General features: G+C 66.1%; 24 protein-coding genes. 5 read left to right on the forward strand and 19 right to left on the reverse strand.

The genetic code is table 11. The annotated features are described in order from the left end of the window. Positions 1–305: 305 nt before the first annotated feature. From N8H22_RS04330 to N8H22_RS04380, 11 genes are all read right to left on the reverse strand, one after another. On the reverse strand, positions 306–1805 hold the full coding sequence (locus N8H22_RS04330) for a methyl-accepting chemotaxis protein (protein ID WP_264589399.1): 1500 nt from the start codon (positions 1803–1805) through the stop codon (positions 306–308). A gap of 52 nt (positions 1806–1857) precedes the next feature. After that, complete coding sequence (locus N8H22_RS04335; RefSeq protein WP_264589400.1) at positions 1858–3123, reverse strand: cyclopropane-fatty-acyl-phospholipid synthase family protein; 1266 nt, start codon at positions 3121–3123, stop codon at positions 1858–1860. Beyond that, positions 3110–3925, reverse strand: a complete 816-nt coding sequence (locus tag N8H22_RS04340) for a DUF1365 domain-containing protein (RefSeq protein ID WP_264589401.1) — start codon at positions 3923–3925, stop codon at positions 3110–3112. The genes N8H22_RS04335 and N8H22_RS04340 overlap by 14 nt, the downstream gene beginning before the upstream one ends. After that, positions 3922–5169, reverse strand: coding sequence for an FAD-dependent oxidoreductase (locus N8H22_RS04345; RefSeq protein ID WP_264589402.1), 1248 nt, complete (start codon positions 5167–5169; stop codon positions 3922–3924). Before N8H22_RS04345 ends, N8H22_RS04340 begins: the two co-directional genes overlap by 4 nt. 8 nt (positions 5170–5177) lie before the next feature. Then, complete coding sequence (locus tag N8H22_RS04350) at positions 5178–5942, reverse strand: SDR family NAD(P)-dependent oxidoreductase (protein ID WP_264589403.1); 765 nt, start codon at positions 5940–5942, stop codon at positions 5178–5180. Beyond that, positions 5939–6367 (reverse strand): nuclear transport factor 2 family protein, encoded by a 429-nt coding sequence (locus tag N8H22_RS04355; RefSeq protein ID WP_264589404.1) that lies wholly within the window; start codon positions 6365–6367, stop codon positions 5939–5941. Before N8H22_RS04355 ends, N8H22_RS04350 begins: the two co-directional genes overlap by 4 nt. Then, positions 6364–7794 (reverse strand): deoxyribodipyrimidine photo-lyase, encoded by a 1431-nt coding sequence (gene phrB, locus N8H22_RS04360; protein ID WP_264589405.1) that lies wholly within the window; start codon positions 7792–7794, stop codon positions 6364–6366. Before phrB ends, N8H22_RS04355 begins: the two co-directional genes overlap by 4 nt. Beyond that, positions 7791–8729 carry a MerR family transcriptional regulator gene (locus N8H22_RS04365; protein ID WP_264589406.1) on the reverse strand — a complete coding sequence of 313 codons (939 nt, stop codon included), beginning with the start codon at positions 8727–8729 and terminating at the stop codon, positions 7791–7793. The genes phrB and N8H22_RS04365 overlap by 4 nt, the downstream gene beginning before the upstream one ends. Before the next feature lie 2 nt (positions 8730–8731). Further along, positions 8732–9691, reverse strand: a complete 960-nt coding sequence (locus N8H22_RS04370; protein ID WP_264589407.1) for a 2-thiouracil desulfurase family protein — start codon at positions 9689–9691, stop codon at positions 8732–8734. A 138-nt stretch (positions 9692–9829) separates the two neighbouring features. After that, entirely contained in the window at positions 9830–10045 is a 216-nt protein-coding gene (locus tag N8H22_RS04375; protein ID WP_264589408.1) for a TIGR02450 family Trp-rich protein, read from the reverse strand. Further along, the gene (locus tag N8H22_RS04380; protein WP_264589409.1) at positions 10042–10992 is read right to left on the reverse strand and encodes an FAD-dependent oxidoreductase; all 951 of its coding nucleotides are present in this window, start codon (positions 10990–10992) and stop codon (positions 10042–10044) included. The genes N8H22_RS04375 and N8H22_RS04380 overlap by 4 nt, the downstream gene beginning before the upstream one ends. 123 nt (positions 10993–11115) lie before the next feature. On the opposite strand from N8H22_RS04380, the gene N8H22_RS04385 reads away from it, so the two are divergent. After that, positions 11116–12042 (forward strand): TIGR01777 family oxidoreductase, encoded by a 927-nt coding sequence (locus tag N8H22_RS04385; RefSeq protein ID WP_264589410.1) that lies wholly within the window; start codon positions 11116–11118, stop codon positions 12040–12042. Positions 12043–12105: 63 nt separating this feature from the next. Next, positions 12106–13131 carry a ferrochelatase gene (gene hemH, locus N8H22_RS04390; RefSeq protein WP_264589411.1) on the forward strand — a complete coding sequence of 342 codons (1026 nt, stop codon included), beginning with the start codon at positions 12106–12108 and terminating at the stop codon, positions 13129–13131. A gap of 37 nt (positions 13132–13168) precedes the next feature. Here hemH and N8H22_RS04395 read toward each other — a convergent pair whose 3' ends face one another. The 7 genes from N8H22_RS04395 to folE form a co-directional block, all read right to left on the reverse strand. Further along, entirely contained in the window at positions 13169–15826 is a 2658-nt protein-coding gene (locus N8H22_RS04395; RefSeq protein WP_264589412.1) for an EAL domain-containing protein, read from the reverse strand. Between the two features lie 151 nt (positions 15827–15977). Continuing rightward, a complete protein-coding gene (locus N8H22_RS04400) occupies positions 15978–16424 on the reverse strand; it encodes a PAS domain-containing protein (RefSeq protein WP_264589413.1) in 447 nt (148 codons plus the stop codon). Between the two features lie 98 nt (positions 16425–16522). Then, positions 16523–17050, reverse strand: a complete 528-nt coding sequence (locus N8H22_RS04405; RefSeq protein WP_264589414.1) for a DUF3833 domain-containing protein — start codon at positions 17048–17050, stop codon at positions 16523–16525. After that, positions 17047–18285, reverse strand: coding sequence for an MFS transporter (locus N8H22_RS04410; RefSeq protein WP_264589415.1), 1239 nt, complete (start codon positions 18283–18285; stop codon positions 17047–17049). The genes N8H22_RS04405 and N8H22_RS04410 overlap by 4 nt, the downstream gene beginning before the upstream one ends. Beyond that, a complete protein-coding gene (locus N8H22_RS04415) occupies positions 18282–18803 on the reverse strand; it encodes a chalcone isomerase family protein (RefSeq protein WP_264589416.1) in 522 nt (173 codons plus the stop codon). The genes N8H22_RS04410 and N8H22_RS04415 overlap by 4 nt, the downstream gene beginning before the upstream one ends. A gap of 10 nt (positions 18804–18813) precedes the next feature. After that, on the reverse strand, positions 18814–19185 hold the full coding sequence (folX, locus tag N8H22_RS04420) for a dihydroneopterin triphosphate 2'-epimerase (protein WP_264589417.1): 372 nt from the start codon (positions 19183–19185) through the stop codon (positions 18814–18816). Continuing rightward, positions 19185–19742 carry a GTP cyclohydrolase I FolE gene (gene folE, locus N8H22_RS04425; RefSeq protein WP_264589418.1) on the reverse strand — a complete coding sequence of 186 codons (558 nt, stop codon included), beginning with the start codon at positions 19740–19742 and terminating at the stop codon, positions 19185–19187. Before folE ends, folX begins: the two co-directional genes overlap by 1 nt. Before the next feature lie 238 nt (positions 19743–19980). On the opposite strand from folE, the gene N8H22_RS04430 reads away from it, so the two are divergent. Beyond that, positions 19981–20298: a DUF6482 family protein gene (locus N8H22_RS04430; protein WP_264589419.1), complete on the forward strand. Its 318-nt coding sequence runs from the start codon at positions 19981–19983 to the stop codon at positions 20296–20298. A gap of 7 nt (positions 20299–20305) precedes the next feature. On the opposite strand, the gene N8H22_RS04435 is transcribed toward N8H22_RS04430, so the two are convergent. After that, the gene (locus N8H22_RS04435; RefSeq protein WP_264589420.1) at positions 20306–20737 is read right to left on the reverse strand and encodes a DUF393 domain-containing protein; all 432 of its coding nucleotides are present in this window, start codon (positions 20735–20737) and stop codon (positions 20306–20308) included. A 93-nt stretch (positions 20738–20830) separates the two neighbouring features. Between N8H22_RS04435 and N8H22_RS04440 the strand changes: the two genes are divergently transcribed. Then, positions 20831–21796, forward strand: a complete 966-nt coding sequence (locus tag N8H22_RS04440; protein ID WP_264589421.1) for a MerR family transcriptional regulator — start codon at positions 20831–20833, stop codon at positions 21794–21796. Positions 21797–22016: 220 nt separating this feature from the next. Beyond that, a complete protein-coding gene (pqqF, locus tag N8H22_RS04445) occupies positions 22017–24536 on the forward strand; it encodes a pyrroloquinoline quinone biosynthesis protein PqqF (RefSeq protein ID WP_264589422.1) in 2520 nt (839 codons plus the stop codon). Positions 24537–24781: the final 245 nt, after the last annotated feature.

A 24781-nucleotide genomic window follows, 5' to 3' on the forward strand; every position in this document is an offset into this window, starting at 1 on the left:
GCCTGCTGGCGGGCGGTCGCCGCTGACCGCCTGGGACGTCCTGCCTTGGTTCGGCAGGTCTTGCCTGGGTAATTGCAGCTAGCGTGCCAAGTCGCGTGGAAGCGTCTGCTGGCTGCGACCGTATGCCTGATCACGCGGCACGGCGGGCCGCTCGGCCGCTTTACCGGATCGGCCGGTAGATGGGTTGTCCAGTTGCAGCCCGGAAGCGTGTTGAACCAGAAGGGTGCGGCAGGGAATCCGCGCTCCCTGCTTTGGGGCGGCCAGCCGCTAGGCTGGCGCTGGAAAGAGCCGCTTGGCCGGGAAATCTATTCTTGCACGGTGAAGCGGCCGCTGACGCTGCCGAGACCGAGGGCCAGCTTGTGCAGTTGGCGGCTGTCGGCGTCGAGTTGGCTGGCGTCGCTTGCATTGCGTTCGGCGACCTGCTGCACGCTCTGCAGATGGCGGCCCATGTCGGCAGAAACCGCGCTCTGCTCATGGGTCGCTGCGGCGATCAGCTCGTTCATCTGGCTGATGGCTTCGATCTCGCCGGCAATCGCTTCCAGCAGCTGGGTGGTCTTCTGGCTACCGGCCACGCAGCGGGCGACGCTTTCGCGGCTGTTATGCATGGCATCGGTGGCTTGGCGGCTGCCTTGCTGCAGGCGGCCGATGATGGCCTGGATCTCCGTGGTGGACTCGGCGGTCTTGTGCGCCAGGCTACGCACCTCGTCGGCAACGACGGCGAAGCCGCGGCCCTGGTCGCCTGCGCGGGCGGCCTCGATGGCGGCATTGAGCGCCAGCAGATTGGTCTGATCGGCGATGGTGCGGATCACCTCCAGCACCCGGTCGATCTGCGCTGCCTGCTCGGCGAGATTCTGCACGACCTGATCGGTGCCCTCGATGTGTTCGGCCAGCGTGGCGATTTCTCCGCGCGCCTGGTTGACTGCGCCACGACCTTCACCGGCCTTGTGGCTGGCGCCTTGTGCGGCTTGCGCAGCGCGGTCGGCGTGGCTCGCAACGTCGTCGATAGCCACGCTCATCTGCTGCATGGCATCGACCATGTAAGCCGTCTCGTCCAGTTGCCGAGTGGCACCCTCGCGCAGCTGGTGTGTCGCAACACTGAGGCTGGCGGCGGTGCCATCCAGTGCGCGAGTGTCGCTGACCACCTCACCGACCAGTTCGGCGAGCTGATCGATGAAGCCATTGAAGCGCTGGGCCACCTGTCCGCTGGCCTGGCTGCGATGCCGCAGGTCGATGCGCGCCGGATCCCGGGTGATGGCGACCACACCATTCATCAGCGCATCGCCTTCGCGGGCCTCGGCGTTGGCGCGCACGGCGAGGTAAACGAGAATGACGCTCTCCACTACCACATATAAGGCATGCAGCAGCACCACGCCCCAGCTGCCCTCGGGAATCAGGAACACACTGACGCCTTGTTGCTGCAGGGCGAAGAAGCTCAGATGGTGCACGGCGATGGTGCCAGCGGCCACCACGATCGGCAGCCAATCGCGGTAGTACACCAGGAAGGCGAGCAGCACGAAGATGCCGAAGTGCATCTCCAGCATGCCGTGGGCCTGGTTGATGTGCAGGGCGGCCAGCACCATGAACGCGGCACCGATCAGGCAGCGCATCAGCCGCTGACCGGGAATCAGCAGGTTGAGCAGCGTCAGCGTGACAGCGGTGAGGCCGCCGATCACCAGCGCCTGCGCCCAGTTGCCGTTCAGTGCCGCAAGACCCAGGGAATAAAGGACGAGCGCCCAGATCACGCCGAGCATGATCCGGTCGGCTTTGATGTAGTGCGCTTGCAGGGGCGGGCTTTGGCGATTCATTTGGGTACTCAAGGGGGTATGTCTATTTAGGATAAGCCGCCGCTCGGTGTGACTAATTGATCTCCGGCAGCCGGTTGCTCGGCCGCGCCTGCGGCTTGGCGAGCAGCAGTTGCGCGGTGCCGATGCTGCGTTCGAGAAAGCCGCCCTCGCAGTAGCAGAGGTAGAACTCCCAGAGCCGGTAGAACTGCTCGTCGTAGCCCAGCGCTTCCAGCTCGTTGCGCGCGCGGCGGAAGTTCTCGTGCCACAGGCGCAGGGTGCGCGCGTAGTGCCAGCCGATGTCTTCCAGGTGCAGCAGGTTCATGTCGGTTTCGCGGCCGACCAGCTCGGTCATCCGCTGCACCGACGGCAGCGCGCCGCCGGGGAAGATGTAGCGCTGGATGAAGTCGACGCCGCGCCGCGCCTGCTCGTAGCGTTGGTCGCGGATGGTGATGGCCTGCAGCAGCATCAGCCCGTCGGGCTTGAGCAGGCGCGCGCACTGGCGGAAATAGGTCGGCAGGAAGCTGTGACCGACGGCCTCGATCATCTCGATGGACACCAGCTTGTCGAACTGGCCGTCGAGATCGCGATAGTCCTTGAGCAGCAGGGTGACGCGATCCTGCAGGCCTTCTTCCTCGATGCGCGCCTGGGTGTAGGCGAACTGCTCGTGCGACAGCGTGGTGGTGGTCACCCGGCAGCCATGGTTGACGGCGGCGTACAGCGCCATGCTGCCCCAGCCAGTGCCGATCTCCAGCAGGTGATCGGTTGGCTTGAGTTCGAGCTTGTCGCAGATGCGCGCCAGCTTGTTCAGCTGGGCCTGTTCCAGGCTGTCGTCGGCACGCTCGAACAGCGCGGCGGAATACATCATGGTCGGGTCGAGAAAACGCTCGAACAGCGCGTTGCCGAGGTCGTAGTGCGCCGCAATGTTGCGCTGCGAGCCAGCGCGGCTGTTGCGGTTGAGCCAGTGCAGGCCCTTGAGCAACGGGCGACCGAGCAGTGCCAGGCCGCCTTCGAGGCTATCGAGCACATCGAGGTTGGCGACGAACAGGCGGACCACCGCGGTCAGATCCGGGCTGCTCCAGTAGCCATGGATATAGGCTTCGCCGGCGCCGATGGAGCCGTTGCTGGCGATCAGGCCCCAGGCGGCGCCGTCATGCACACGGATTTCGGCATGGAGGCCGCTGCCCGCGCCGAACAGCAGGCAACCCTCGCCCTCGAACACGCTCAACTGGCCGTGACGCAACTGCGCCAGCTGGCGCAGCACGCTGCGACGCAGCAGTCCACTGGCCAGGCCCAGGCCGGCCGCCGGGGTGGCTTTGACGGTCATGCTAGAGCTTTTCATGGCGAGACTCCGGAACAGTAACGGTGGCCACGGCATAACGGCCGTCGGCGGGTTGGTGGGAGAAGATCGGGGTGCGCTTGAGCAGTAGGCGCAGTGCCTGCCAGTAAATGGCGAGCACGGTCTTGCCGGTCATCCAGGGGAAGCGCAGCAGGTAGCGATGCACGGCGGCGCGCGAGAGTGGCTCGCGCTTGAGGCCAAGGGTGGCATCGAACAGCTTGCGTTCGTCCTGCCAGTCCTCCATGTGCACGCCGATGCTCGACCCCGGCGGGTTGAAGCGCATGCGGTACTCGAGGTTGCCGGGCAGGAACGGCGATACGTGGAACGTTTTTGCCACGCTGCAGCGCAGGTTGGTGTTACCGCTGGCCGGCAACACGTAGTGATAGCGCTCGCGCCAGGGCGTGTTGCTGACTTCGCAGAGGATCGCCGCCAGCCGCTCCTGCTCGTCGAAGCAGTAGAAGAAACTCACCGGATTGAAGCTCAGGCCCCAGCTGCGCGGCTGGGTCAGCAGACGTACCGGGCCGCTGATCGTACGCCCCAGTGCCTCGCTGACGCGCTGGCGCACCGCATCCGCCAGTGACATGCCCTGGCGGGTGAACTCCGGTAGGTAGTCGGTTTCCCGGAAGGCGAACGCGGCGAAGCGACCGCGGCCGCTCAGGGCGGACAGCCCGAGCACGGCGTCCTGCTCGGCGAGGTCCAGATAGAGCAGGCCCATGCGGTAGTGAAAGGCATGCGCACGCGGGGCGAAGCGCCGGTGCTGCACCCAGCCGTGGTACAGCGCGCTGTGGACGATGGCGCCGCTCATAGCGATTCGCCAAACGCCGCGGCCACGCGCAACGCGCTGACCACGCCGTCTTCGTGGAAGCCGTTGCCCCAGTAGGCGCCGCAGAAATAACTGTGGCGGGCGCCGAGCAGCTCGTCGGCGCGGGCGTGGGCGGCGATGCCGGCCAGGCTGTACTGCGGATGGGCATAGGTGAAGCGGGCCAGCACCAGTTCCGGGTCGATCGCCTCGCTCTGGTTGAGGCTGACGCAGAAGGTTTCCGGGGCGTCGATGCCTTGCAGGATGTTCATGTTGTAGGTGACGGCGGCCAGCTGTTCGCTCGGGCCACCGAGACGATAGTTCCAGCTGGCCCAGGCCCGACGCCGGCGCGGTAGCAGACGGGTATCGGTATGCAGCACCACCTCGTTGTCGGCATAGCCGATGGCGCCGAGGATTGCCCACTCGGGTCCGGTGGGTTCGGCCAGCAGCTTCAATGCCTGGTCGCTGTGGCAGGCAAACACCACCTTGTCGAAGCGTTCGGCGCCGGCCGGGCTGTGCACGGTGACACCGTGCTGGTCGCGCGCAACCTCGAACACCGGGCAGTTCAGCCGGATGCGTTGGCTGAATGCGCGGGTCAGCGGCTCGATATACGCGCTCGAGCCGCCTTCGACCACGTACCACTGCGGGCGCTCGCTCACCGACAGCAGGCCGTGGTTCTTGAAGAAACGCACGAAGAATTCCAACGGAAACTCGAGCATGTCGGCCAGCGACATCGACCAGATCGCCGCCCCCATCGGCACGATGTAATGGTCGATGAAACGCTGGCTGTAGCGGCCCAGGCGCAGGTAGTTGCCGAGGGTGACGTGCGGGCCGATACGACCGTTCTGGTAGTCGTCCAGCGCTTCTCGATTGAAGCGCAGAATGTCACGGATCATGCCCCAGAACGGCGGCGAGAACAGGTTGCTGCGCTGGGCGAACAGGGTGTTGAGGTCGTGGCCGTTGTACTCCAGATCGCTGAACGGGTCGCAGACCGAGAAGCTCATCTCGGTTGGCCGATACGCCACGCCAAGCTGGCGCAGCAGCTTGATGAAGTTGGGATAGGTCCAGTCGTTGAAGACGATGAAGCCGGTGTCCACCGCGTAATCGCGGCCCCGCAGGTGCACGTCCACCGTATGGGTGTGGCCGCCGATCCAGCTGGCGGCCTCGAACACGCTGATGTCGTGCTGGCGGTTGAGCAGGTGGGCGCAGGTCAGGCCGGCGATGCCGCTGCCGATGATGGCGATCTTCATGGTGTGGTCTATCCGTGAGAGTCCGTGCGCGCCATGCGCTGGCCGAGGGCGTACTGCAGGCGTGCGGGCAGGAGGGAAAGCAGGCGCAGTCCGGCAATGAACGGCGCGGGGAACTGGATGTGCAGCGGTCGACGCTCCAGGCGGCGGATGATGTAGCGTGCGGCCTTCTCTACAGGCCAGCGCAGTGGCATGGGGAAGTCGTTGCGCCGGGTCAGCGGCGTGTCGACGAACCCGGGGCTGATCAGCGTGACGTCGATGCGCTCGGCAGCCAGGTCCAGGCGCAGCGATTCGAGCAGGTAGCGCAGGCCGGCCTTGGATGCGCCATAGGCGCCGGCGCGCGGCAGCGGCAGCCAGGTCACCGAACTGCCGACGCCCACCAGCAACGGGCGCTCACCGCGGCGCAGCAACGGCAACGCTGCCTCGATGCAGTAGCCGGGCGCGATCAGGTTGGCGCGCAGCACGCGTTCGAGCAGTTCGGCCTGGAAATGCCGGACGTCGATGTATTCGCAGGTGCCGGCGTTGAGGATCAGCGTATCCAGCGCGCCCCAGCGTGTGTCGATCTCCGCTGCAATGGCACGCACCTGCGCCGCGTCGGTCAGGTCGCCCGGTAGCACCAGCACCTGCTCCGGGTATTGCCGGGCAAGGGCATGCAGCGGCTCGTCACTGCGCGCCGACAGTGCCAGCCGGTGGCCTTCGGTGAGCAGCTGGCGCGCCAGTTCGTGGCCGATGCCGCTGCTGGCGCCGGTCAGCCAGATGTGCCGCTGGGCGCTCATGTCAGCCTCCGTTGCAGCCAGCGGATCGCCGGGCCGAGCAGTGGCACATGCTGATAGAGCAGCGCGCCGGCGTCGAAGAAGTCACGGTGCCGTTCGACCTTGCCCTCGCCATTCCAGCGCAGTAGCGAGCAGCCTTCGAGGCTGATCAGCTGGCCACAGTTGAGCCGTGGGTGACGGTAGCTCATCACCCAGCGCAGATAGCCTTCGCCTTCGCGCACGGGGTCGAACCCGATGAACTCGAAGTCCAGCTGCGTGACATTGGCGTAGAGCGCGGCGAAATAGCGTTGCAGCGCCTCCAGCCCGACGACTTCGTGCAGCGGATCGGTGAAGTGCACCTCGTCGGCATACAGCTCGCCGAGGCGATGCAGGTTGCCGGCGTCCAAATCGGCGAAGCGGCGGGCGAAGTCGTGGAGGAAGTCGCTCATGGCTGCACCTGCGGCAGATCGCGGAACGCCGCTAGCACCCGCGCACGGCTCTCGCCGAGATCGACGATCGGCGCCGGATAGTTCTTCGGTGCGAACAGCCCGCCGAGCGTCGCCGGGTTGTGGATGTCGCGACGGCTGAGCCCTTGCAGTTCCGGCAGCCAGTGACGCAGGAAGCGGCCGTCCGGGTCGAAGCGCTGTGACTGGCTGATCGGGTTGAACAGGCGGAAGTAGGGCACCGCATCGGTGCCGGTGGAAGCGCTCCACTGCCAGCCGCCGTTATTGGCGGCCAGATCGCCGTCGATCAGCTGGCGCATGAACCAGCGCTCGCCTTCGCGCCAGTCGATCAGCAGGTTCTTGCTGAGGAACATCGCCGTGATCATGCGCAGGCGGTTGTGCATCCAGCCGGTGTCGCGCAGCTGGCGCATGGCCGCGTCGACAATGGGAAAGCCGGTGCGGCCTTCCTGCCAGGCGGCGAGGTCATCCGGGGCGTGGCGCCACGGCAGCGCTTCGGTTTCGGCGCGGAAGGCGCGATGCATCGAGACGCGCGGATAGCCGACCAGGATGTGGGTGTAGAACTCGCGCCAGAGCAGTTCGTTGATCCAGGCGACGGCGCCGCTGCTGCCGCTGTCCAGTTCGCCACGATTGCCGGCGAGCGCGGCATGCAGGCACTGGCGGATCGAGATCACCCCGGCCGCGAGGTACGGTGACAGCTGGCTGGTGCCGGGCTCGGCGGGCAGATCGCGGCGCTGCTGGTAATCGTCCAGAGCCTCATCGACGAAGGCCGTCAGGCGCTGGTAGGCGTGGGCTTCCCCAGCTGGCCAGCGTGCCTGCAGCGTGCTGGCGGGCACGGCGAAGCCCGGTACCGCGGTTGGCAGCGAATCGCTGGTTATCGCCAGCGGCGCCTGCGGCGCGAGCGGCGGCAGGCACGGCGGCAGCGACAGTTGCAGGCGCGCCAGGCAGCTCTTGCGGAACTGGCCGAACACCTTGAAGTAGCCGCCGCTTTGCGTCAGCAGCGTGCCCGGGGCGAAGAGCAGACGGTCGAGGTAGCCACGCGTGACGATGCCGTCCTGACGCAAGGCGTCGCTCACGGCGTGGTCGCGGCGCTGCTCGTCGACGCCGTAATCCTCGTTGAAATGCACAGCGCGCACGGCGTGCTCGCGGCAGACCTGGCGCAACGCGTCGGGGACGGTCTGCCAGTCATCGGTGTGGCGAATCAGCAGTGGCACGTTGAGCCGGCGCAACTCCGTGGCCAGCTCGGCGACGTTGCGCAGCCAGAAGTCCACCTTGCACGGCGCATCGTCGTGACGATGCCACTGATCCGGCGTGAGCAGGAACAGCGCGATCGTCGGCCCGGCAGCCATGGCAGCGCTCAGGGCGGTGTTGTCGCTTACGCGCAGGTCGCGACGCAGCCAGATCAACTGAGTCATGCGCGGCTCTCCGTTACGTCAGGCAGCAGCCCGTCTGCCTGCAGCTGGTGCAGTGACGCCAGCGGATCGCCAGCCAAACGCAGGCCAGGCTGCTGGCTCAGGGTATCGCCGTGGATATGCACGGCGGGACCGGCGAGCAGCAGTGGCAGCTCATGCTGCGTGAGCAGGCGCGGCAGCTGACGCTGCAGGCAATCGGCGTCCAGGCTGTGCCCGGCATGCAGCAGCAGGGCGCGCGGATCGATGCGTTCCAGCGCGAGGCTGAGTTCGGCCAGCGGCACCGTCCACTCGATGGTTTCCACCGGGCAGCCCGCGCTGGACACCAGCCAGGCGGTCAGCCACAGGCCGGCGTCGAACGGCCCGTCACCCAGGCTGGCCAGCAGCAGCGGCGCGCCGACGTGCTGACGGTTGTTGAAGTAGATCCGTGTGGCCAGTTTGCTGCGCAGCCAGGAGTCGAACAGGGCGCGCTCCAGTGCCGCGCCGAACTGGCCGTGCCAGCGCTGTTCCAGCCTGGTCTGCAGCGGCAGCAGCAGATGCTGGCAGAGAGTACGCGGCGGGTAGACCGTCAGCGCACGGTTGAAAGCATCGTCGAGTTGCCGTTCATCGAGGCGATCGATGGCCGCCAGTAGCTCGTCCTGCAGATTGACCCAGAGGTTCTGCTCGACGGGTGCGGACTCGGGGCCGGCGGTCAGCAACTGCTTGATCTGGCTGACGGCCACGCCACGGCTGAGCCAGGTGAGGATGTCGCGGATGCGTTGCACGTGGCCGTCGTCGTACAGCCGGTGGCCCTTGGCGGTACGGCGCGGCACGATCAGCCCGTAGCGGCGTTCCCAGGCGCGCAGCGTTACCGCGTTCACCCCGGTCAGCCGGGCGACATCGCGGATCGGCCGCCAGCCGGGTTCGAGGTCGGCCGGGGTGTTGTCGAACGCATCGCTCATGATCAGATTCCGTTACGCAGGCTGAGGTCTTCCGGGTGCGGCTGCAGGTAGGCCTGGCGCTCGATGTAGTGGTGCGGGTGGCGGCGGAAGTGGTGCTTGAGCAGCGTCAGCGGCACCACCAGGGGGATGACGCCGGCGCGGTACTGGTCGATCAGCCGGCGCATTTCGCGCCGATCCTCCGGCGCCAGTGCGTTCTTCAGGTAGCCGCTCAGGTGCTGCAGCACGTTGCTGTGGGTGCCGCGCGTGGCGGGGCGCTTCAGCGCCTGCATGAACTGGCTGAAGTACCCTGGCGCGAACTCGTCCACCGAGCAGTCGCGCAGGTTCGCCACCACCCGTCCCAGTGCGCGGTACTGCTGTGGATGCGCCGCCATCAGCTGGTACTTGTAGCGTGAGTGGAAATCGACGATGGCCTTGCGCGTCAGACCCTGTTGCTGCAGCCGTTGCCACTGCGCGTAGGCGTAGACGCGGGTGAGGAAGTTCTCGCGCAGCACTGGGTCGTTCAGGCGACCGTCTTCCTCGACCGGCAGGTCGGGGCGCGCCTCCATCAGCGCGCGGGCGAAGATGCCGCTGCCGCCGCCGGGGACGGTGTGGCCGTTGTCGCGATAGACCTTGACCCGCTCCATGCCGCAGGACGGCGACTTCTGCATGAGGATGAAGCCGCTGATGTCGTCCAGTTGCGTGGCGATCTGCCGGCCGTAGGCGGCCAATGCGTCGGTGACGTCCAGCTCGCGGCGCACGGTGCCGCGAGCGCGGGGATTATCCGGCTCGCCGACCAGACGAATCGGCTCGCGCGGCGTGCCTAGGCCGATGGCGACCTCCGGGCAGAGCGGGACGAACTCGACATGGCGCGCCAGCACGTCGCTGCACAGCGACGACTGTTTGTGGCCGCCGTTGAAGCGCACCGGATTACCGAGCAGGCAGGCGCTGATGGCGATTCGGGGCTTGGCGTCGTGGATGTGCATGGCGTGGCCTCATCTTGTACAAGTAGAGATTCTGTACAACGTGAGGTCATCATAGATATTGAGTTATACAAGTCAAGTGATCATGTACAAGTAATTGCCTAATCTTGTACAGGTTAGAGCAGTGCGGGCGAGAACCGCTCAGTGCCAACCCATGCGCCAGCGCTGACTGTCGCGCAGTTGGCGCCAGTCGAGCCATTCGCTGCGCAGGCTGTACACCGCCTGCAGCTCGACCTGCTGCAGCACGCCGGCTTCATCGTGCTGCAGATCGATGACGAGAAAATGCTTCTCACGATTGCGTGGCTCGCAGGCTGTCCACTTGGACAGCCGGAGCTTGGCCGGATTGAAACGGTTCACAGGCTTGCCAGCAGCAGCTGCGCGGCTTGCTGACCACTGCGCCAGGCGCCTTCGACCGTGCCGTCCAGACACCAGTCGCCACAGGCGAACAGGCCTTGTCGCGAATCGGCCAGTGCGCCCCAGTCGTGTCTATGGGTTGGATTGGCGTACAGCCAGCGGTGGGCGAGGGCGAATTCCGGCTGTGGCAGTGGTTGTTCGAGCGTCTCGGCAAAGGCGAGTTGCAGCCGGTCGATCACCTGTTCTTTCGACAGATCGAGATACTGGCGCGTCCAGCGGTTGCTCGCCTGCAGCACCCAGGTGTCGAGCCGATTGTCACGGCCTGGTTTGGCGCTGTCGTGCGTTGCCTGTTGGAGGATTTCACCGTCGAACCGAGCGCTGTGCAGCGCGCAGGGCAACGCTTCGGTAAAGCCCAGCGCCACGGCCCACACCGGCTCCATACTGATGCTGGCGGCACGCGAAGCCAGCACCGGTGCCGCTGTCAGCAGCGCGCCGGCCTGGGGTGCTGGCACGGCGACGATCACATGGCTGAACGGCCCGTGAACGTTTCTTTCTGCGTCGAGCAGCTGCCAGTGACGCTCGCCGCGAAATACCTCGCTGATCCGGCAGGAGAACGCTGCCGGCAGGTCGCCGAGCAGCCCGCGACTGATCGCGCTCATGCGCGGTGTGCCCAGCCAGCAGGATCGTGCGTTGCCGGCGGCAGTCCAGTCTGCGCACCAGCCAGCTGCCACCCAGTCGCGCAGCGCGGCACAGAACGCGGGATCCTGGGCAGCGAAAGCGGGCGCACCGAGGTCCAGTGCGCCGATCTCGCTGCGTTTGCTGGACATGCGTCCGCCGCTGCCGCGGCTCTTGTCGAACAGCTGCACCGCCTGACCGGCCTGTCGCAATACGTCGGCCGCAGACAGGCCGGCCATGCCGGCGCCGATGATGGCAATCGTTTCCGGGGTCATCGTTCACCTCCTGGTCGGACGTGCAGGCTACGGGAGCGCTAAAAGTTATACAATAATTTCGTTGTGTATAGGTGTATGCTGATAATCAGCAACCCATCCCGCGAGGGCAACGAGGAGATCTGCATGAACATCCTGCTGACTGGCGGTACCGGCTTGATCGGACGGGCGCTGTGCAAGCACTGGTCCGAGCAGGGTCACAGCCTGTGGGTGTGGAGTCGCACACCGGAACGGGTGGCGGAGCTGTGCGGCCCGCAAGTCCGCGGTATCGGCGCATTGCACGAACTCGATTCGCAGCCGTTGGACGCCGTGGTCAACCTGGCCGGTGCGCCCATTGCTGACCGGCCGTGGACCAACGCGCGGCGGACGTTGCTCTGGCAGAGCCGCGTGCAGCTGACGGAACGGCTGGTGGACTGGCTGGCGCAGCGCACGCAGAAGCCGGAGGTGTTGATCTCCGGCTCCGCGGTGGGCTGGTATGGCGATGGTGGCGAGCACACCCTGACCGAGGACAATCAGGCGGTGGCCAGCGACTTCGCCAGCCAGCTCTGCGATGCCTGGGAAGAAACCGCGCGCGAGGCGGAGGCGCTGGGCATTCGCGTGGTGCTGGTGCGCACCGGGTTGGTACTGGCCCGCGATGGCGGTTTCCTGCAGCGGCTGTTGCCCGTGTTCCGAATGGGGCTCGGCGGGCGCATCGGCAGCGGTCGCCAGTGGATGCCGTGGATTCACCTCGAAGATCAAATCGGCCTGATTGATTTTCTTCTGCACCAGTCCCAGGCCCGCGGCCCCTACAATGCCTGCGCGCCACGGCCGGTGCGCAACCTGGAGTTCACCCGAGTGCTTGGCCACGTGCTGCATCGTCCCGCGCTATTGCCGGTGCCGGCGCCGCTGTTGAGGCTAGGGTTGGGCGAACTTGCCGGCCTGCTGCTTGGCGGTCAGCGGGCGCTGCCGGCGCGCGTGCAGGCGCAGGGCTACGGTTTTCGCTTTCACGATCTGGATGCGGCGCTGGCGGACCTGTTGACGCAGCCCGGCTCCCAGCGTTTGCGCCATGTGTGAAAATACCGCGTCGCTTGCAGGGCAGAGCGGCGCGATTCCCCCATCAGTAGTCAGGAATGTTGCATGACAGAGCAGGCGTTGTTGTTGGTCAATCTCGGCTCCCCGGCCTCCACCGAAGTGGCCGACGTGCGCCGCTACCTCAACCAGTTCCTCATGGACCCCTATGTCGTCGACCTGCCTTGGCCGCTACGTCGTCTGCTGGTATCGCTGATCCTGATCAAGCGTCCGGAACAGTCCGCCCATGCCTATTCCTCGATCTGGTGGCCGGAAGGTTCGCCGCTGGTGGTGTTGAGCCGGCGGCTGCAGGAGGCGGTGCGACCGTTCTGGCCGCAGGGGCCGGTGGAACTGGCGATGCGTTACGGCGAGCCGTCCATCGAGAGCACGCTGACCCGCCTGGCCGGGCAGGGCATCACCCAGGTCACCCTGGCGCCGCTCTATCCGCAATTCGCCGACAGCACCACCACCACGGTGATTCAGGAGGCGCGGCGGGTGATCCGCGAGCACGGGCTCAAGCTGCAACTGTCGATCCTGCAGCCGTTCTACGATCAGCCGGAATACCTCGACGCGCTGACGGCAAGCGCCAGGCCGTATCTGGAACAGGGTTTCGATCACCTGTTGCTGAGCTTTCACGGTCTCCCGGAGCGCCATCTGCACAAGAGCGATCCCACCGGGGCGCATTGCCTCAAGGGTGATGACTGCTGCCAGCGGGCCGAAGGCGAGGTGCTTGCCAGCTGCTATCGCGCGCAGTGCATGCGTACCGCCGCCGGCTTCGCCGAGCGCGCGGGGCTGCGTGACGATCAGTGGTCGGTGTCCTTCCAGTCGCGCCTGGGACGGGCGAAGTGGATCGAGCCCTACACCGAAACGCGCCTGGATGAGCTGGCGCAGCAGGGCGTGAAGAAGCTGCTGGTGATGTGTCCGGCGTTCGTTGCTGACTGCATCGAGACGCTCGAGGAGATCGGCGATCGCGGTCGCGAGCAGTTCGTCGAGGCCGGTGGCGAAGAGCTGCTGCTGGTGCCCTGCCTGAATACGCACGAGGACTGGGTGCAGGCGCTCGTCGCGCTGTGTCGCCGCGCACCACAGGAGTTATAAGCAAGCGCGTCCGCCCGCTCCGGGCGGGCGGCGCGCCTCAGCTGTCCACGGCTTCGCTGGTCATTAAGTCGTGGGCCACTCGCTCGAACTCGGCGATCGGCATGGGTTTGCCGAACAGATAGCCCTGGAAACGGTGGCAGCCATTGGCGAGCAGCAGCGCCCGCTGCTGTTCGTTCTCCACGCCCTCGGCAATGACTTCCAGGCCCAGTCCGGCGGCCAGTGCGCACGTCGCGCGGACGATGGTCAGGCTGGCGGCATCCCCGGGCAGGCCGTGGACGAAGGCCTGGTCGATCTTCAGCTGATCCAGCGGCAGTTGCTGCAGGTAGCTCATCGACGAGTAGCCGGTACCGAAGTCGTCGATGGAGAAGCGGATGCCGTGTGCCTTCAGCTGGTTCATCCGCGCGATGGCCTCGGGCATGTTGTCCAGCAGCAAGGTTTCGGTCAGTTCCAGCTTGAGCCGCTGCGGGTTAGCGCCGCTGCGCTGGAGCAGGTCGAGCAGGCGGGTGATGAAGTTGTCTTGGTAGAGCAGGTGGGCGCTGAGATTTACGGCCAATGTCAATTCGGCGAAGTGCGGATGCCCGGCCCAGGCGGCGAGTTGGTCGCAGGCCTGCTTTAGCACCACGATGTCCAGCTCGTGAATCAACCCGGCATGCTCGGCCTGGCCGATGAATGCGCCCGGGCTCAGCAGACCGCGTTGCGGATGCCGCCAGCGCACCAGGGCCTCGGCGCCGATCAGACCGCGGCGCTGTTCCAGCTGAGGCTGGAAATGCAGGACGAACTCGCTGGCGGTCAGGCCCTGACGGATTTCCTCCTCCAGCCGCAGACGATCCTGCACGGCCTGCTGCATGTGTGGATCGAAGAAGCGCAAAGCGTTCTTGCCCGACATCTTCGCTTCGTACATCGACATGTCGGCGCGTTTCATCAGCTCTTCGCTGCTGCTATCGTCTTCGCCGAACAGCACGACGCCGATGCTGGCGCTGCTGTGCAGGCTCAGGTCATCGATCCGGTACGGCTGGTCCAGCGAGATGAGCAACTTCATGCCGATGTGCTCGGCCAGGGTCGCGGCCTGCTCGGGGTCGCTCGCCAGGCTCTCGAGCATCACCACGAACTCGTCGCCGCCCAGGCGCGCCACGGTATCGCTGGCGCGGACCTCGGCAGTCAGGCGTGCGGCTGCCAGTTGCAGCACCTCGTCGCCGGTCTGGTGACCGTGCAGATCGTTGATGTTCTTGAAATTGTCCAAGTCGATGAACATCAGCGCGCCGAGCTGGCCGCTGCGAGTACTGCTGGCCATTGCCTGCCGCAGTCGATCGAGCAGCAGCCGGCGGTTGGGCAGGCTGGTCAGCGGGTCATAGAAGGCCAGATGGTGGATGCGTTCTTCGGCGACCTTGCGGTCGGTGATGTCGGTGAAGGCAGCGACGTAGTGACTGATCGTGCCCTTGGCGTTGCGCACTGAACTGATGGTGAGCCACTCGGGAAACACTTCGCCACTCTTGCGGCGGTTCCAGATTTCGCCCGACCAGGTGCCTGTGGCCGCGATGCTGGCCCACATCGCCCGGTAGAAATCCGGCCCATGCTTGCCGGAGGTCAGCAGGCTGGTGGTTTGCCCCACGGCTTCCTCGGCACTGTAGCCACTGATCTCGGTGAACGCCTTGTTGACTCGGATGATGCGGTTGTCCGCGTCGGTGATCAGCATCCCCTGTTGCGATTCGAAGGCGATCGCGGCGATGCGCTGTTCCAGCTCCGCATTGACGCGATCGGTGACGTCGCGACTGAGCCAGACCACTGCACGCTTCTCGGTGTCCGGCATGTCCAGCGGCAGCGCGCGTCCCTCGAAGACCTTCTGGCCGCCGAGGGTCGCCATCGAGTACTCGATCAGCTGCGGGCTGCTGCTCTGCAGGGTCTGGTGGATGAACTCGAGGAAACGCTGCTCCTCGGCCGGCGACATCACATCGTGCAGGCGGCGCCCCATAAGCCGGGCGGCATCGTCATACAGCAGGCTGCGTTCGGAGCAGATGATGTCCAGGTAACGGCCATCCTCGTCGATCACCAGCAGCAGGTCCGGGAGCGCATCGGCGATGGCACGCATGCGCGCTTCGCTGAATTTCAGGGCCTGCTCGGTCTCGTTGCGTTTGATCAGGTCCTTGATCAACAGGCCGAGTGCCGCGGTGGCTGGCGGCAGCGCCAGCATCATCGACCAGGCGACATTGTGTACGGCCGGCAGCCCGATCGACGATGGCAGCAACAGCAGCACCAATGCCAGCGTGCAGAGATGCAGCACAATGCCGAACCCCAGTAGCTGCCAGGGCCCGATGTCCAGCATGCCGCGGCGATAGGCGCTGCGGTAGGCGAGGCCGAGCACAATCGGCATGACCACGTTGGCCAGACCCGGCAACACGCCGACGCCGCCGATCCAGATGCGGAAGCCGCCAGCGAGGAGGCCGGCGATGCCGGCCACCAGCGGACCGCCGAACAGGCCGGCCATGCTCAGTACCACGGTGCGCGCATCGAAGACCAGGCCGTCCTGGGCCGCGCTGGGGATCATCATGCCGACGATGCACGCGGCGCCGAACCACACGCCGGCCAGATACTGCGCCGAGAGCGCGTGGCGCCGGGTCCAGTCGCGGGAGCTGAAGGCGAGCAGCCAGCACAGCGCGAACAGAACGATGGTGTTTTCTACGAGGGTGTTGGTTATCAACTAACGTCATCCAAGGGCGCGAAACGCCCGACTGCAGGAGGCTATGGCGGAATGCCATTATCCCATAAAACCAGGGCGGCAGCGTGCAGGAGCCGCCCGGCGGGGCCCATGCATCGACGTTTGGTAGAGGTGTGGCGGTGAGGGGGTATGGTTAGCTTGGTTGTTGCGCGAGTTGCGCCTTGAGTTCACGAACCTCGGCTTCCAGCGCCGCGACCCGCTGCAACGCCTCTACCTCGGCGGTTACGTCCTTCTGGATGCCGATGAAGTAGGTCAGCTGGTCGCCTTCGTTGAAGACCGGGGTGATCGACAGCTCGTTCCAGAACGGCGTGCCGTCCTTGCGATAGTTGCGGATCACCTGACGGCATGGGCGGTTGTTCTTCACCGCCTCGCGAATGGCCTGCAGGCCCGCCTGATCGCGGTCATCGCCCTGCAGGAAGCGGCAGTCCCGGTAGAGGATGTCGTCGACGCTATAGCCAGTGAGGCGCTCGAAGGCCGGGTTGGCGTAGATCAGGATGTTGTCGTCGCCTTCCTGCTCGGCAACCACGATTCCGTCGTTGGAGGCTTCGATTACCAGTTGCAGCAGCTTGGCATTGATCATGGCGCGACATCCTGAAGGGGCATGCGGCGCATTCTAGAACAACTTGGCCCGATCTAGCGCCCGGGCCTGGCTGACAGAATGCGTCGAGTGCCGCTGGCCTAGTCGGCCTGCCGGCGGAAGAACAGCGTGACCTGCCCGAGCTCGACGCCGAACTTGCTCATGAACGAGCGATTGGCCAGGGTGTTTTCGTCGATCAGGTACATCCAGTCATCGAAGTCCACCTCGTAGACCTTGTCATCGACCGGCAGGCTGAGCACATAGCGCCAGCGCAGGGCGTTGCCTGCCACCTCGCCGCGCGCTTCGCCGATCACATCGGCCGCCGTGCCGCGCCACTGACCGGGACTGTGCTCGGTCAGGGTCCAGACACGTTGTTGGGTGGTGCCGTCGCTGTAGCGGAAGTGCTCGTCGAGAATCAGTCTGTCGCCCTCGAGGCGGCCGGTGATTTCCACGTGAAAGCGCTTGATGACCTCACCGGAACGCTTCTCGAACATGCCCCAGGCATCGACCTTGCCGACAAAATATTCACGCAGATCCAGCTGCGGCTTCTCGTTGCGGTAATGCTCGACCTCGACGGCCGTGCAGCTGAGCAGCAGCAGGCAACAGGCCAGAATCAATGCCTTCTTCATGGTTGTGGTTCTCCGCAGGGAAGAGATGAGAGCAGTCGCGCTGCCAGCAGCTTCAGCAGGCAGGGCAGGCCGGCGTAGACCAGCGCGAGGTTCCAGCCCGCTGGTGTGCCCGGTTGATAGCTGGCCCAGGCCAGCAGCGGTAAGGCCAGGCCGGCGAGGGCCAGCGCCAGCTTGCCGAGAAAGCTCCACAGGCCGAAGTAGGCGGCGGTCGACTGCCGCTCATCGACCGGGATGATGTCGGCGAGCAATGCCGGCGGCAGCGCCAGGTCGGCCCCGAGGGCAAGGCCGGACAGGATGCAAACCGCGCCATACGCCCAGGCGGAACCGGGTTCCAATAGCACCGCCCAGATGAACGCCGCGCACGCGGTGAGCATGCCGATCCGCCAGCTGCGCCGCTTGCCCAGTCGATCGGCCAGGCGGGTCCAGAGCGGCAGGCCCAGGGCGCCGCTGGCGAAGTAGAGGGCCAGGAACAGTCCGGTCAACGGAGCCAGCTGTAGGCGGTCGGCGATGAAGAACAGCGCCAGCGTGGCGGGAATCGCCACTGCGACCGCATTGATGAAGTACACGCTCGCCAGCCGCCGAAACGCCGGGTTACGCAGCGGCTGCCGCCAGCTGCCGGTATCGATGCGTGCGGCTCGATGCGGTCGTGGGGCGGCGAACAGCAGTGCCGCGGTGCCGGCGCACAGCAGCACGGCGAAGGTGGCGGCAAATGCGGCAAGCCCGGTGGCCATGCCGTATCGGTTCGCCATCGCGCTGGGCAGCACGCTGGCCAGAATCACACCGAAAAGCCCCGCTCCTTCCCGCCAGGCTGCGACCCGGGTCCGGGTGTTGGGCTGATCGGAGAGCCGCGCGCCCCAGGCCAGGTAGGTGATGTTGATCAGGCTGTGCAGCGTGTAGGTAAGCGCCAGCAGTCCGCCCAGCCATGCGGCAAGCGCGAAGGCGCCGAGGCTCTTGGGTGGAATCAGCAGCGCCGCCATCGCCAGGCTCAGCAACACGGCGGTGCCGCCGAGCAGAATGGACCAGCCGCGTGGCGAGCGGCGATCGATCAAGCGTCCGAGCCAGGGATCCTGCACGGTATCCAGCAGCCGCGCGAGGAACAGCACGCTGCCAGTCAGGGTCAGGCCAAGCCCGAGGTCCGCCGCATAGAAACTGGGTACCAGCACGTAGATCGGCAACATGGCCATTGCCAGGGGCAGGCCGAGCACGCCATAAGCCGCCAGCGCCGAGTTGTTCATCGCTCGCCCAGCAGGTCGCGCCGTAGCTTCTGGTCGCGGCTGTGCGGGTCGAGCCAGATGGCGAAGAAGGCCTCGGCGAATGCAGGATCGGCGACTTCATGCTGCAGGCGATCATTCACATAGAACCGGCAGCCGCGACCGGGCAGGTAGACCCCGGTGATGCGCTCGCCGGGGCGTACGTCGACGAAGGCCTGCCGCATCTCCGCACGCCACTGACGCATCCGAGCCGAATCGACCGGCTCGCCGGAAAGTCGCTGGATTTCTTCCAGGCTGGTGCGCACGAAGTCGTCCCGGCTGATCGCGCGGTGATAGGTCAGCTCCAGCGCGAATGGCCTCTGTGTTTGCAGCGGTTCCGTTGCGCTCCACAGCCGCGCGTCATAGATGCGCAGGCCGAAGAAGCGCAGCTCGCCTTCGCCAATCAGTCGCGCCTCGGGTACTGCCTCGCGCCAGTTGGCAGTGGCGAGCAGCGGGATCAGCCACAACAGGCAGGCGAGGATGGCGTGGCGAGGACTGATCATGGCCGGCAGCTCAGCGACAGCCGGCTAGGGTGATCGAAACCGAGTCGGCAAAGCGCAGCGCATGGGGCTTGTCGACCTCCACCTCGGCATAGCGCACTGCCGGATGCGCCATCACCAGGTCGAGGATCTCCTGGGTCATGCGCTCCAGCAGGGCGAAACGGTTCTGCTCCACATGGCGAATGATCGCCTTGGTGATGGTGCGATAGTTCAGCGCCTGTTCGATGTCGTTGTCGCGCACCGCTTCCACGGCGGGGTAGAGGATGTTCAGGTTGATCAGCACATCCTGCCGGTTGAGGATCTCGTCTTCGTTGATGCCGATGTACGTGCGCAGGCGCAGATCCTTCACCCGGATGCGCGCCATGCCAGGCTCCAGGCGCGGCATCACTGGCCCCTCCCGATCAGCTGCAGGAACTCCATCCGCGTGTTGCAGGAGCTGCGGAAGGCACCGAGCATCACCGAGGTGTTCATCACCGAGTTCTGCTTCTCCACCCCGCGCATCATCATGCACATGTGCTTGGCCTCGATGACCACCGCAACGCCGGCGGCACCGGTGACTTCCTGGATGGCTTCGGCGATCTGGCGGGTCAGGTTTTCCTGGATCTGCAGCCGTCGCGCGTACATGTCGACGATCCGCGCGACTTTCGACAAACCGAGCACGCGCCCGGTGGGGATGTAGGCGACATGCGCCTTGCCGATGAATGGCAGGATGTGGTGCTCGCACAGCGAGTACAGCTCGATGTCCTTGACGATCACCATCTCGTCGTTGTCCGAGGCGAACAGTGCACCGTTGACGATTTCTTCCAGGCTGCGGTTATAGCCGTCGCACAGGTACTGCATGGCCTTGGCGGCGCGCAGCGGTGTATCGCGCAGACCTTCGCGCGCCGGGTCTTCGCCGACCCCAAGCAATATTTCGCGGTAATGACCGGGCAGATTGTGCATGGCGGATTCCTGGTGGCCGCAGCGCGGCCGCTGTTGGGAGCGGAGGCAGGCACGGAGGGTCCATTGCCTGGAGCTAAACCAAACCTATACCAATATTTGTAGTTGTACAATAATTTGTGGCGATGGCGAGGCGGCGTACTGGGCCGGTTCTGGCCGGAAGCTGCATTCCGCTTGGATCTTCGCTGACGGGCGATTGCGTGGATGTGGCGCGCGAGCCCAATTCTGTATAGGTGTCGAGATGTCGGTATATCAAATGTCCTGTAGCAGCCTGCGCTTCGCGCTGCGTCGCGATCAGGTCGAGTTGGTCGAGCTGCACGGCCTGCGCTGCTGCGGTTACAGCACCTGGGTGATCGAGCGCAGCGGGCGGCGCTCGCAGTTTGCCGAAGGCAGGCGGACGGTGTGGAACGATCAGGGCAGCCTGAAGCGATTGCTGTATGCCTGTGGGGTGCGCGAGGTGTACTGGCGCCAGCCGGTGAGCCACGACGAGATGATCGGCCGGCCGGCATGCCTGGAACCCGAGCAGGGTCTGCGCGTGCCGCTGGCCGCTGAGGGCTAGCGCGGCTTCAGGATTCGGGCGTGCGGGGTGGCTTGGGCACGCTGCAATGTTGCGTGTTGCAGCGGCTGGCTCCTTCCGGATGCGGCAGCCAGGCCAAGTGTGGCCGCAGCACACTGAACAGCGCGTAAGCGAGCAGCAGCAGTGGGCGCAGCGGCTTCCAACCCAGCGGTGCGGCCCAGAAACCATGGCCGGCAAGGCGCCAGCTCCAGTAGGTGGCGTCCACACCGGTCAACCAGACGCCGCTGGCGCTGCGCGCGTGCAGGCGGCGACGCAGCTGCGTGAGGTCGCGGCCGAGCCCGCTGGCATCGAAGTCGGCTGCGTTGATGTCCACCAGCAACAGCCGTGCTGGATCGGCATGGCGCTCCAGCCAGCGAACCTCGCGGGCACACAGCGGACAGTCGCGGTCGACGAACAGCGTCAGTGGCAGAGCGGGGGGCATTTCATCATGTCTCGAACTTGTACAACGTTTGTAGAGGGTATGACGGGAAACGCTGAGTTACAATCTGGCCCAACTTTCCAACCGAGCCGCCCCATGACCGATTCCTCCGGCGCTTCGACACCCGCCTCGAACGCTTTCGAGCAGCAGGAACTCTTTCCCATCCGTGAGGTTTGCCGTCTGACCGGCGTCAACCCGGTCACCCTGCGCGCATGGGAGCGGCGTTACGGGCTGATCCAGCCGACCCGCACCGACAGCGGCCATCGCCTGTATTCGATGGCGGACATCGAGGCGGTGCGCAACATCCTCGCCTGGACCGAGCGCGGTGTCGCGGTAAGCAAGGTTGGCAGCATTCTCAGCCGCAGCGCCACGAGCCGGGCGGCCAGCGCGGCGGAACAGCCGGCCACAGCCCAGGAAGCGGGCGCCGGTGACCGTGCCGAGTGGCAAGCACAGCTGCGCCGGGCCGTCAGCGAGTTCGACAGTCTGCGTCTGGAGCAGCTGTACGGACAGATCTACTCCACCTATCCGCTGGCGACGGTGTTCCAGGAAGTGCTGCTACCGGTGTGGCAGGAGCTGCTGTTGCGCCACGACGAATTCGGGCGCACCAGCGAGTGGCTGTTTCTCGATGCCTTCCTGCGTGGCCGCGTGCTGCAGCGGCTGCAGCTGGGGCAGTCCGCCTCATCGCCGGCCGTGCTGCTGGCCGCGCTGCCTGGCCAGTGTCGCGAGCTGGAATTGTTGGTGGCAGGCCTGTTGCTGGCCAGCGACAGCCTGGCGGTCCGGGTGCTGCCCAGCGGCCAGCCCCTGGAAGAACTGACGCTGATCTGCGAAAAAGTCCAACCGCCGGCACTGGTGCTGTACGCCAACGCCCCGCCGAGCGGCGCACAGGTGCGCCAGCTGAACCGATTGGCGCTGCGCCTGAGTTGCCCGCTGGCCCTGGCGGGAGAGGGGGCCGAGCTAGGCGAAGAGAGCCTGCGTGGTTCGCCGATCGCCTGTCTGGGCAGTGCCGGACGACAGATGCAGCAGCGCCTGCAGCAATTTCTCGCCGGTCGGCTGGATACCTGAGACGAGGAACTGGCAGGCCGAGGAGAGCCGGGCGAGCGCTTGAACGGGCGGAAGCAGTCGTCGCGTTACGGCGGTAGATGAGCGTTTTTCGCCCTGCCTTCAGGCGCTACGGTCAACGCGGCCAGTTCTCCACGGCCCGCTAGTGCGCAAGCAGCATTGTGCGGCATGGGCTGATCGCGTGATGCTGTCGGCCTCGCCAGCCACTTCCGACGATATGCCAATGGTTCAGTACCGCTTCGATCCCACCGCAGCTCCGCAATGTTTCTGCACGACCGAAGGTTTGCAGGTGCGGCTGATCCAGCTGCCGGGGGGCAGTCAGGCGGCGGCGCTGGTGCGGGTGCACGCTGGCGCGCACGACGCGCCGTCAGCCTACCCGGGGCTGGCGCACTTCCTCGAACACCTGCTGTTTCTCGGCAGTCATGCCTATCCGGTCGAGCAGAGCCTGATGCCGTTCGTGCAGGGCTGCGGCGGCCAGTTGAATGCCTCGACCCGCGAACGGCATACCGATTTCTTCTTCCAGCTGCCGGCCGAAGCGCTGGAGGGCGGGCTCCAGCGTCTGCTCGACATGCTGGCGCGACCGCTGCTCGACCCCGCGGCGCAATTGCGCGAGCGCGAGGTGCTGCAAGCTGAATACCTCGCCCGCGCCCAGGACAGTGAGACCCTGTGCGACGCGGCCATCGGCACTGCGCTGCGGGCGCCGCACCCGTTCGCTGCCTTTCATGCCGGCAATCGCGCCAGCCTGCCGGTGGAAAGCGCGCAGTTCCAGCAGGCCCTGCAGGGTTATCACCAGCGCTTCTATCACGCCGGAACGCTGGAGCTGCTGGTCGCCGCGCCGCTCGATGTCGCCCAGTTACAAACGTTGCTGAAGACTGCGCGATGCCAGTTCGCGGTGCGGCCGCAACCGCCGCGTACCCTCCAGCCGCTACTGGCCGAGAGTCACAGCCTGCGCCTGCAGCTCGACAGCGGCCGGCCTCGGCTAGATCTGGCGTTCTGTCTCGATGGCATGCCGTCGGGCAGCGCGGCGGCGCTGGATTTTCTCGGCAGCTGTCTGCAGTCCGAGGCACCGAACAGCTTGTTCGAAACACTGCGCGATGCCGGCTGGGTCGATGGCCTGGAGCTGCGCGTGCCGTACTGGCATGCCGGTCAGGGTGTAGTCGTGGTCGAGTTCGCCCTGACCGAGCAGGGGCTGCCGATGCGCGCTGGCATCGCCGCGGCCTTGCAGGCGTGGCTGCGCTTTCTTGCCGACGAGACGACCTGCGCGCACTGCTGGGACGAATACGTGCGCGAGCGCCAGCGCAGTCTGCACGGGATGGAACCGCTGGCGCGGCTGCGCTACTGGATCGAACCGGAGCCGGAGTTGGCGTTCACCGCGGCGCCGATGGTGCGACAGGCGCTGCGGGTTTTGCTGGAGCGGTTGCAGACAACGCCTATCCGGTTGACTGCCGATCAGCGCCCCTGCGCCGCCATCGAAACCGCGGGTTTCCCGCTGCGTATCGCGGCCGAGCCGTTGCCCGCGGTCGCGCTGCGCGATTGGCACTGGCGGCTTCCGCCGTGCAACCCGTGGCTGCAGGCGTCTGCACCACTGGCCACACAACCGCTGGACGAACCGGCGCTGCACTGCCTCGGGCCGGAAGATGGCGGCGGGCAGGGTGCGCTTTACCTGCGCTGGCGCTTCGATGGCGCAAGCCCCGAGCCCGCGCTGTGGCACGTCCTGCACAGCGCCTTGCGCACGCCGATCTGGGCGGCGCGGCAGGCCGGAGTCGACCTGCGCTTCGAGGATTACGGCAGCAGCTGGTGTCTGAGCCTGTTCGGCTACGCCGCGGCCTTGCCGCGTATTGCGGGTGATCTGTTGGCACTGCTCCACGAGCCGCCGGCCAGCGCTTTCGCCTCCGCCCAGCGGCAGCTCGCTGCAGCCGACCGCCTGAACGGCGACGAACTGCTCATCCGCCAGCTGATCAGGCGCTTGCCGCGGCTGCTGAGCCACGCCAGTCCGGTCGTCGAGAGCGAGCCGGATCAGATGGCTCTGGGCGCAGCCTGGGCGCGGGCGCATTGGGACGCCCTGGCAGTGGGGCTGTCGTCCGAGCTGAACGGCGCGTTGCGCGGCGTGCTGCGCGATATGCCCGGGGCTCCGCAGCGCACTGCCGGCGCGCAACCCTGCTCCGATGGCGAAGGACTTCGCCGCTGGTGGTCCATCGGTGAGGTTGCCAGCGAGACCGCCGTACTGCTGTTCTGCCCGCTGCCGGCGCGCAGCATTCGCGTAGAGGCTGCCTGGCGCACACTGGCGCGGTTGCTCGAGGGCGATTTCTTCCGTCGTCTGCGTAGCGAGCTGCAGCTGGGCTACGCGGTGTTCTCCGGCTTCCGCCAGTTCGGCGAGCACGCGGGCATCCTGTTCGCGGTGCAATCGCCGAGCGCCTCGGCAGCGCAGATCATCGAGCATATCCAGGACTTTCTCGACAGCTTCGCCGACAAACTGGGCGCCGGCGCGTTCGCCCCGCTGGATGGCGGCATGGGGGCACGCCAGGACGGGCAGCTGACCGATCTGCGTCGGCGTGCCGAGCATGTCTGGCAAGCCTGCCTGGCCGATCAGGATGCCGAGTATCCCGCCCAGGTCGCCGCCGCCCTGGGCGACCTGCAGCCGGATGAGCTGCGCGCCGCGCTCGCGGCCCTGCGCACAGCGCGCGGCGGCTGGATCGGCGTGGCCAATGCGCCGGCCCCGAGCGCCGGCTGGCAGCCGCAATGAGCGCGTAGCGCGCGTCATACACTCTGCCAGCGCCATTTCAGATCGTATGCATCCTGCGCAACGCCGTTCGCTGGTCGAACGGCAGCGTTCGGTCGTGGCGCGTAGGTCGCGTGCGAGTGCGCTGCCGCTGCGGGCACTGCTTTGGGCGTACGACCTAAGCGCTGATCCGGGCGCCGAGGATGACATGCTTTTCGCGCAAGCCACCGACCGCAGCCAAAGTAGTAGCGCATCGCCGCTATCGCAGC

This window comes from Stutzerimonas sp. S1 (assembly GCF_025966695.1).
Classification (GTDB): domain Bacteria; phylum Pseudomonadota; class Gammaproteobacteria; order Pseudomonadales; family Pseudomonadaceae; genus Stutzerimonas.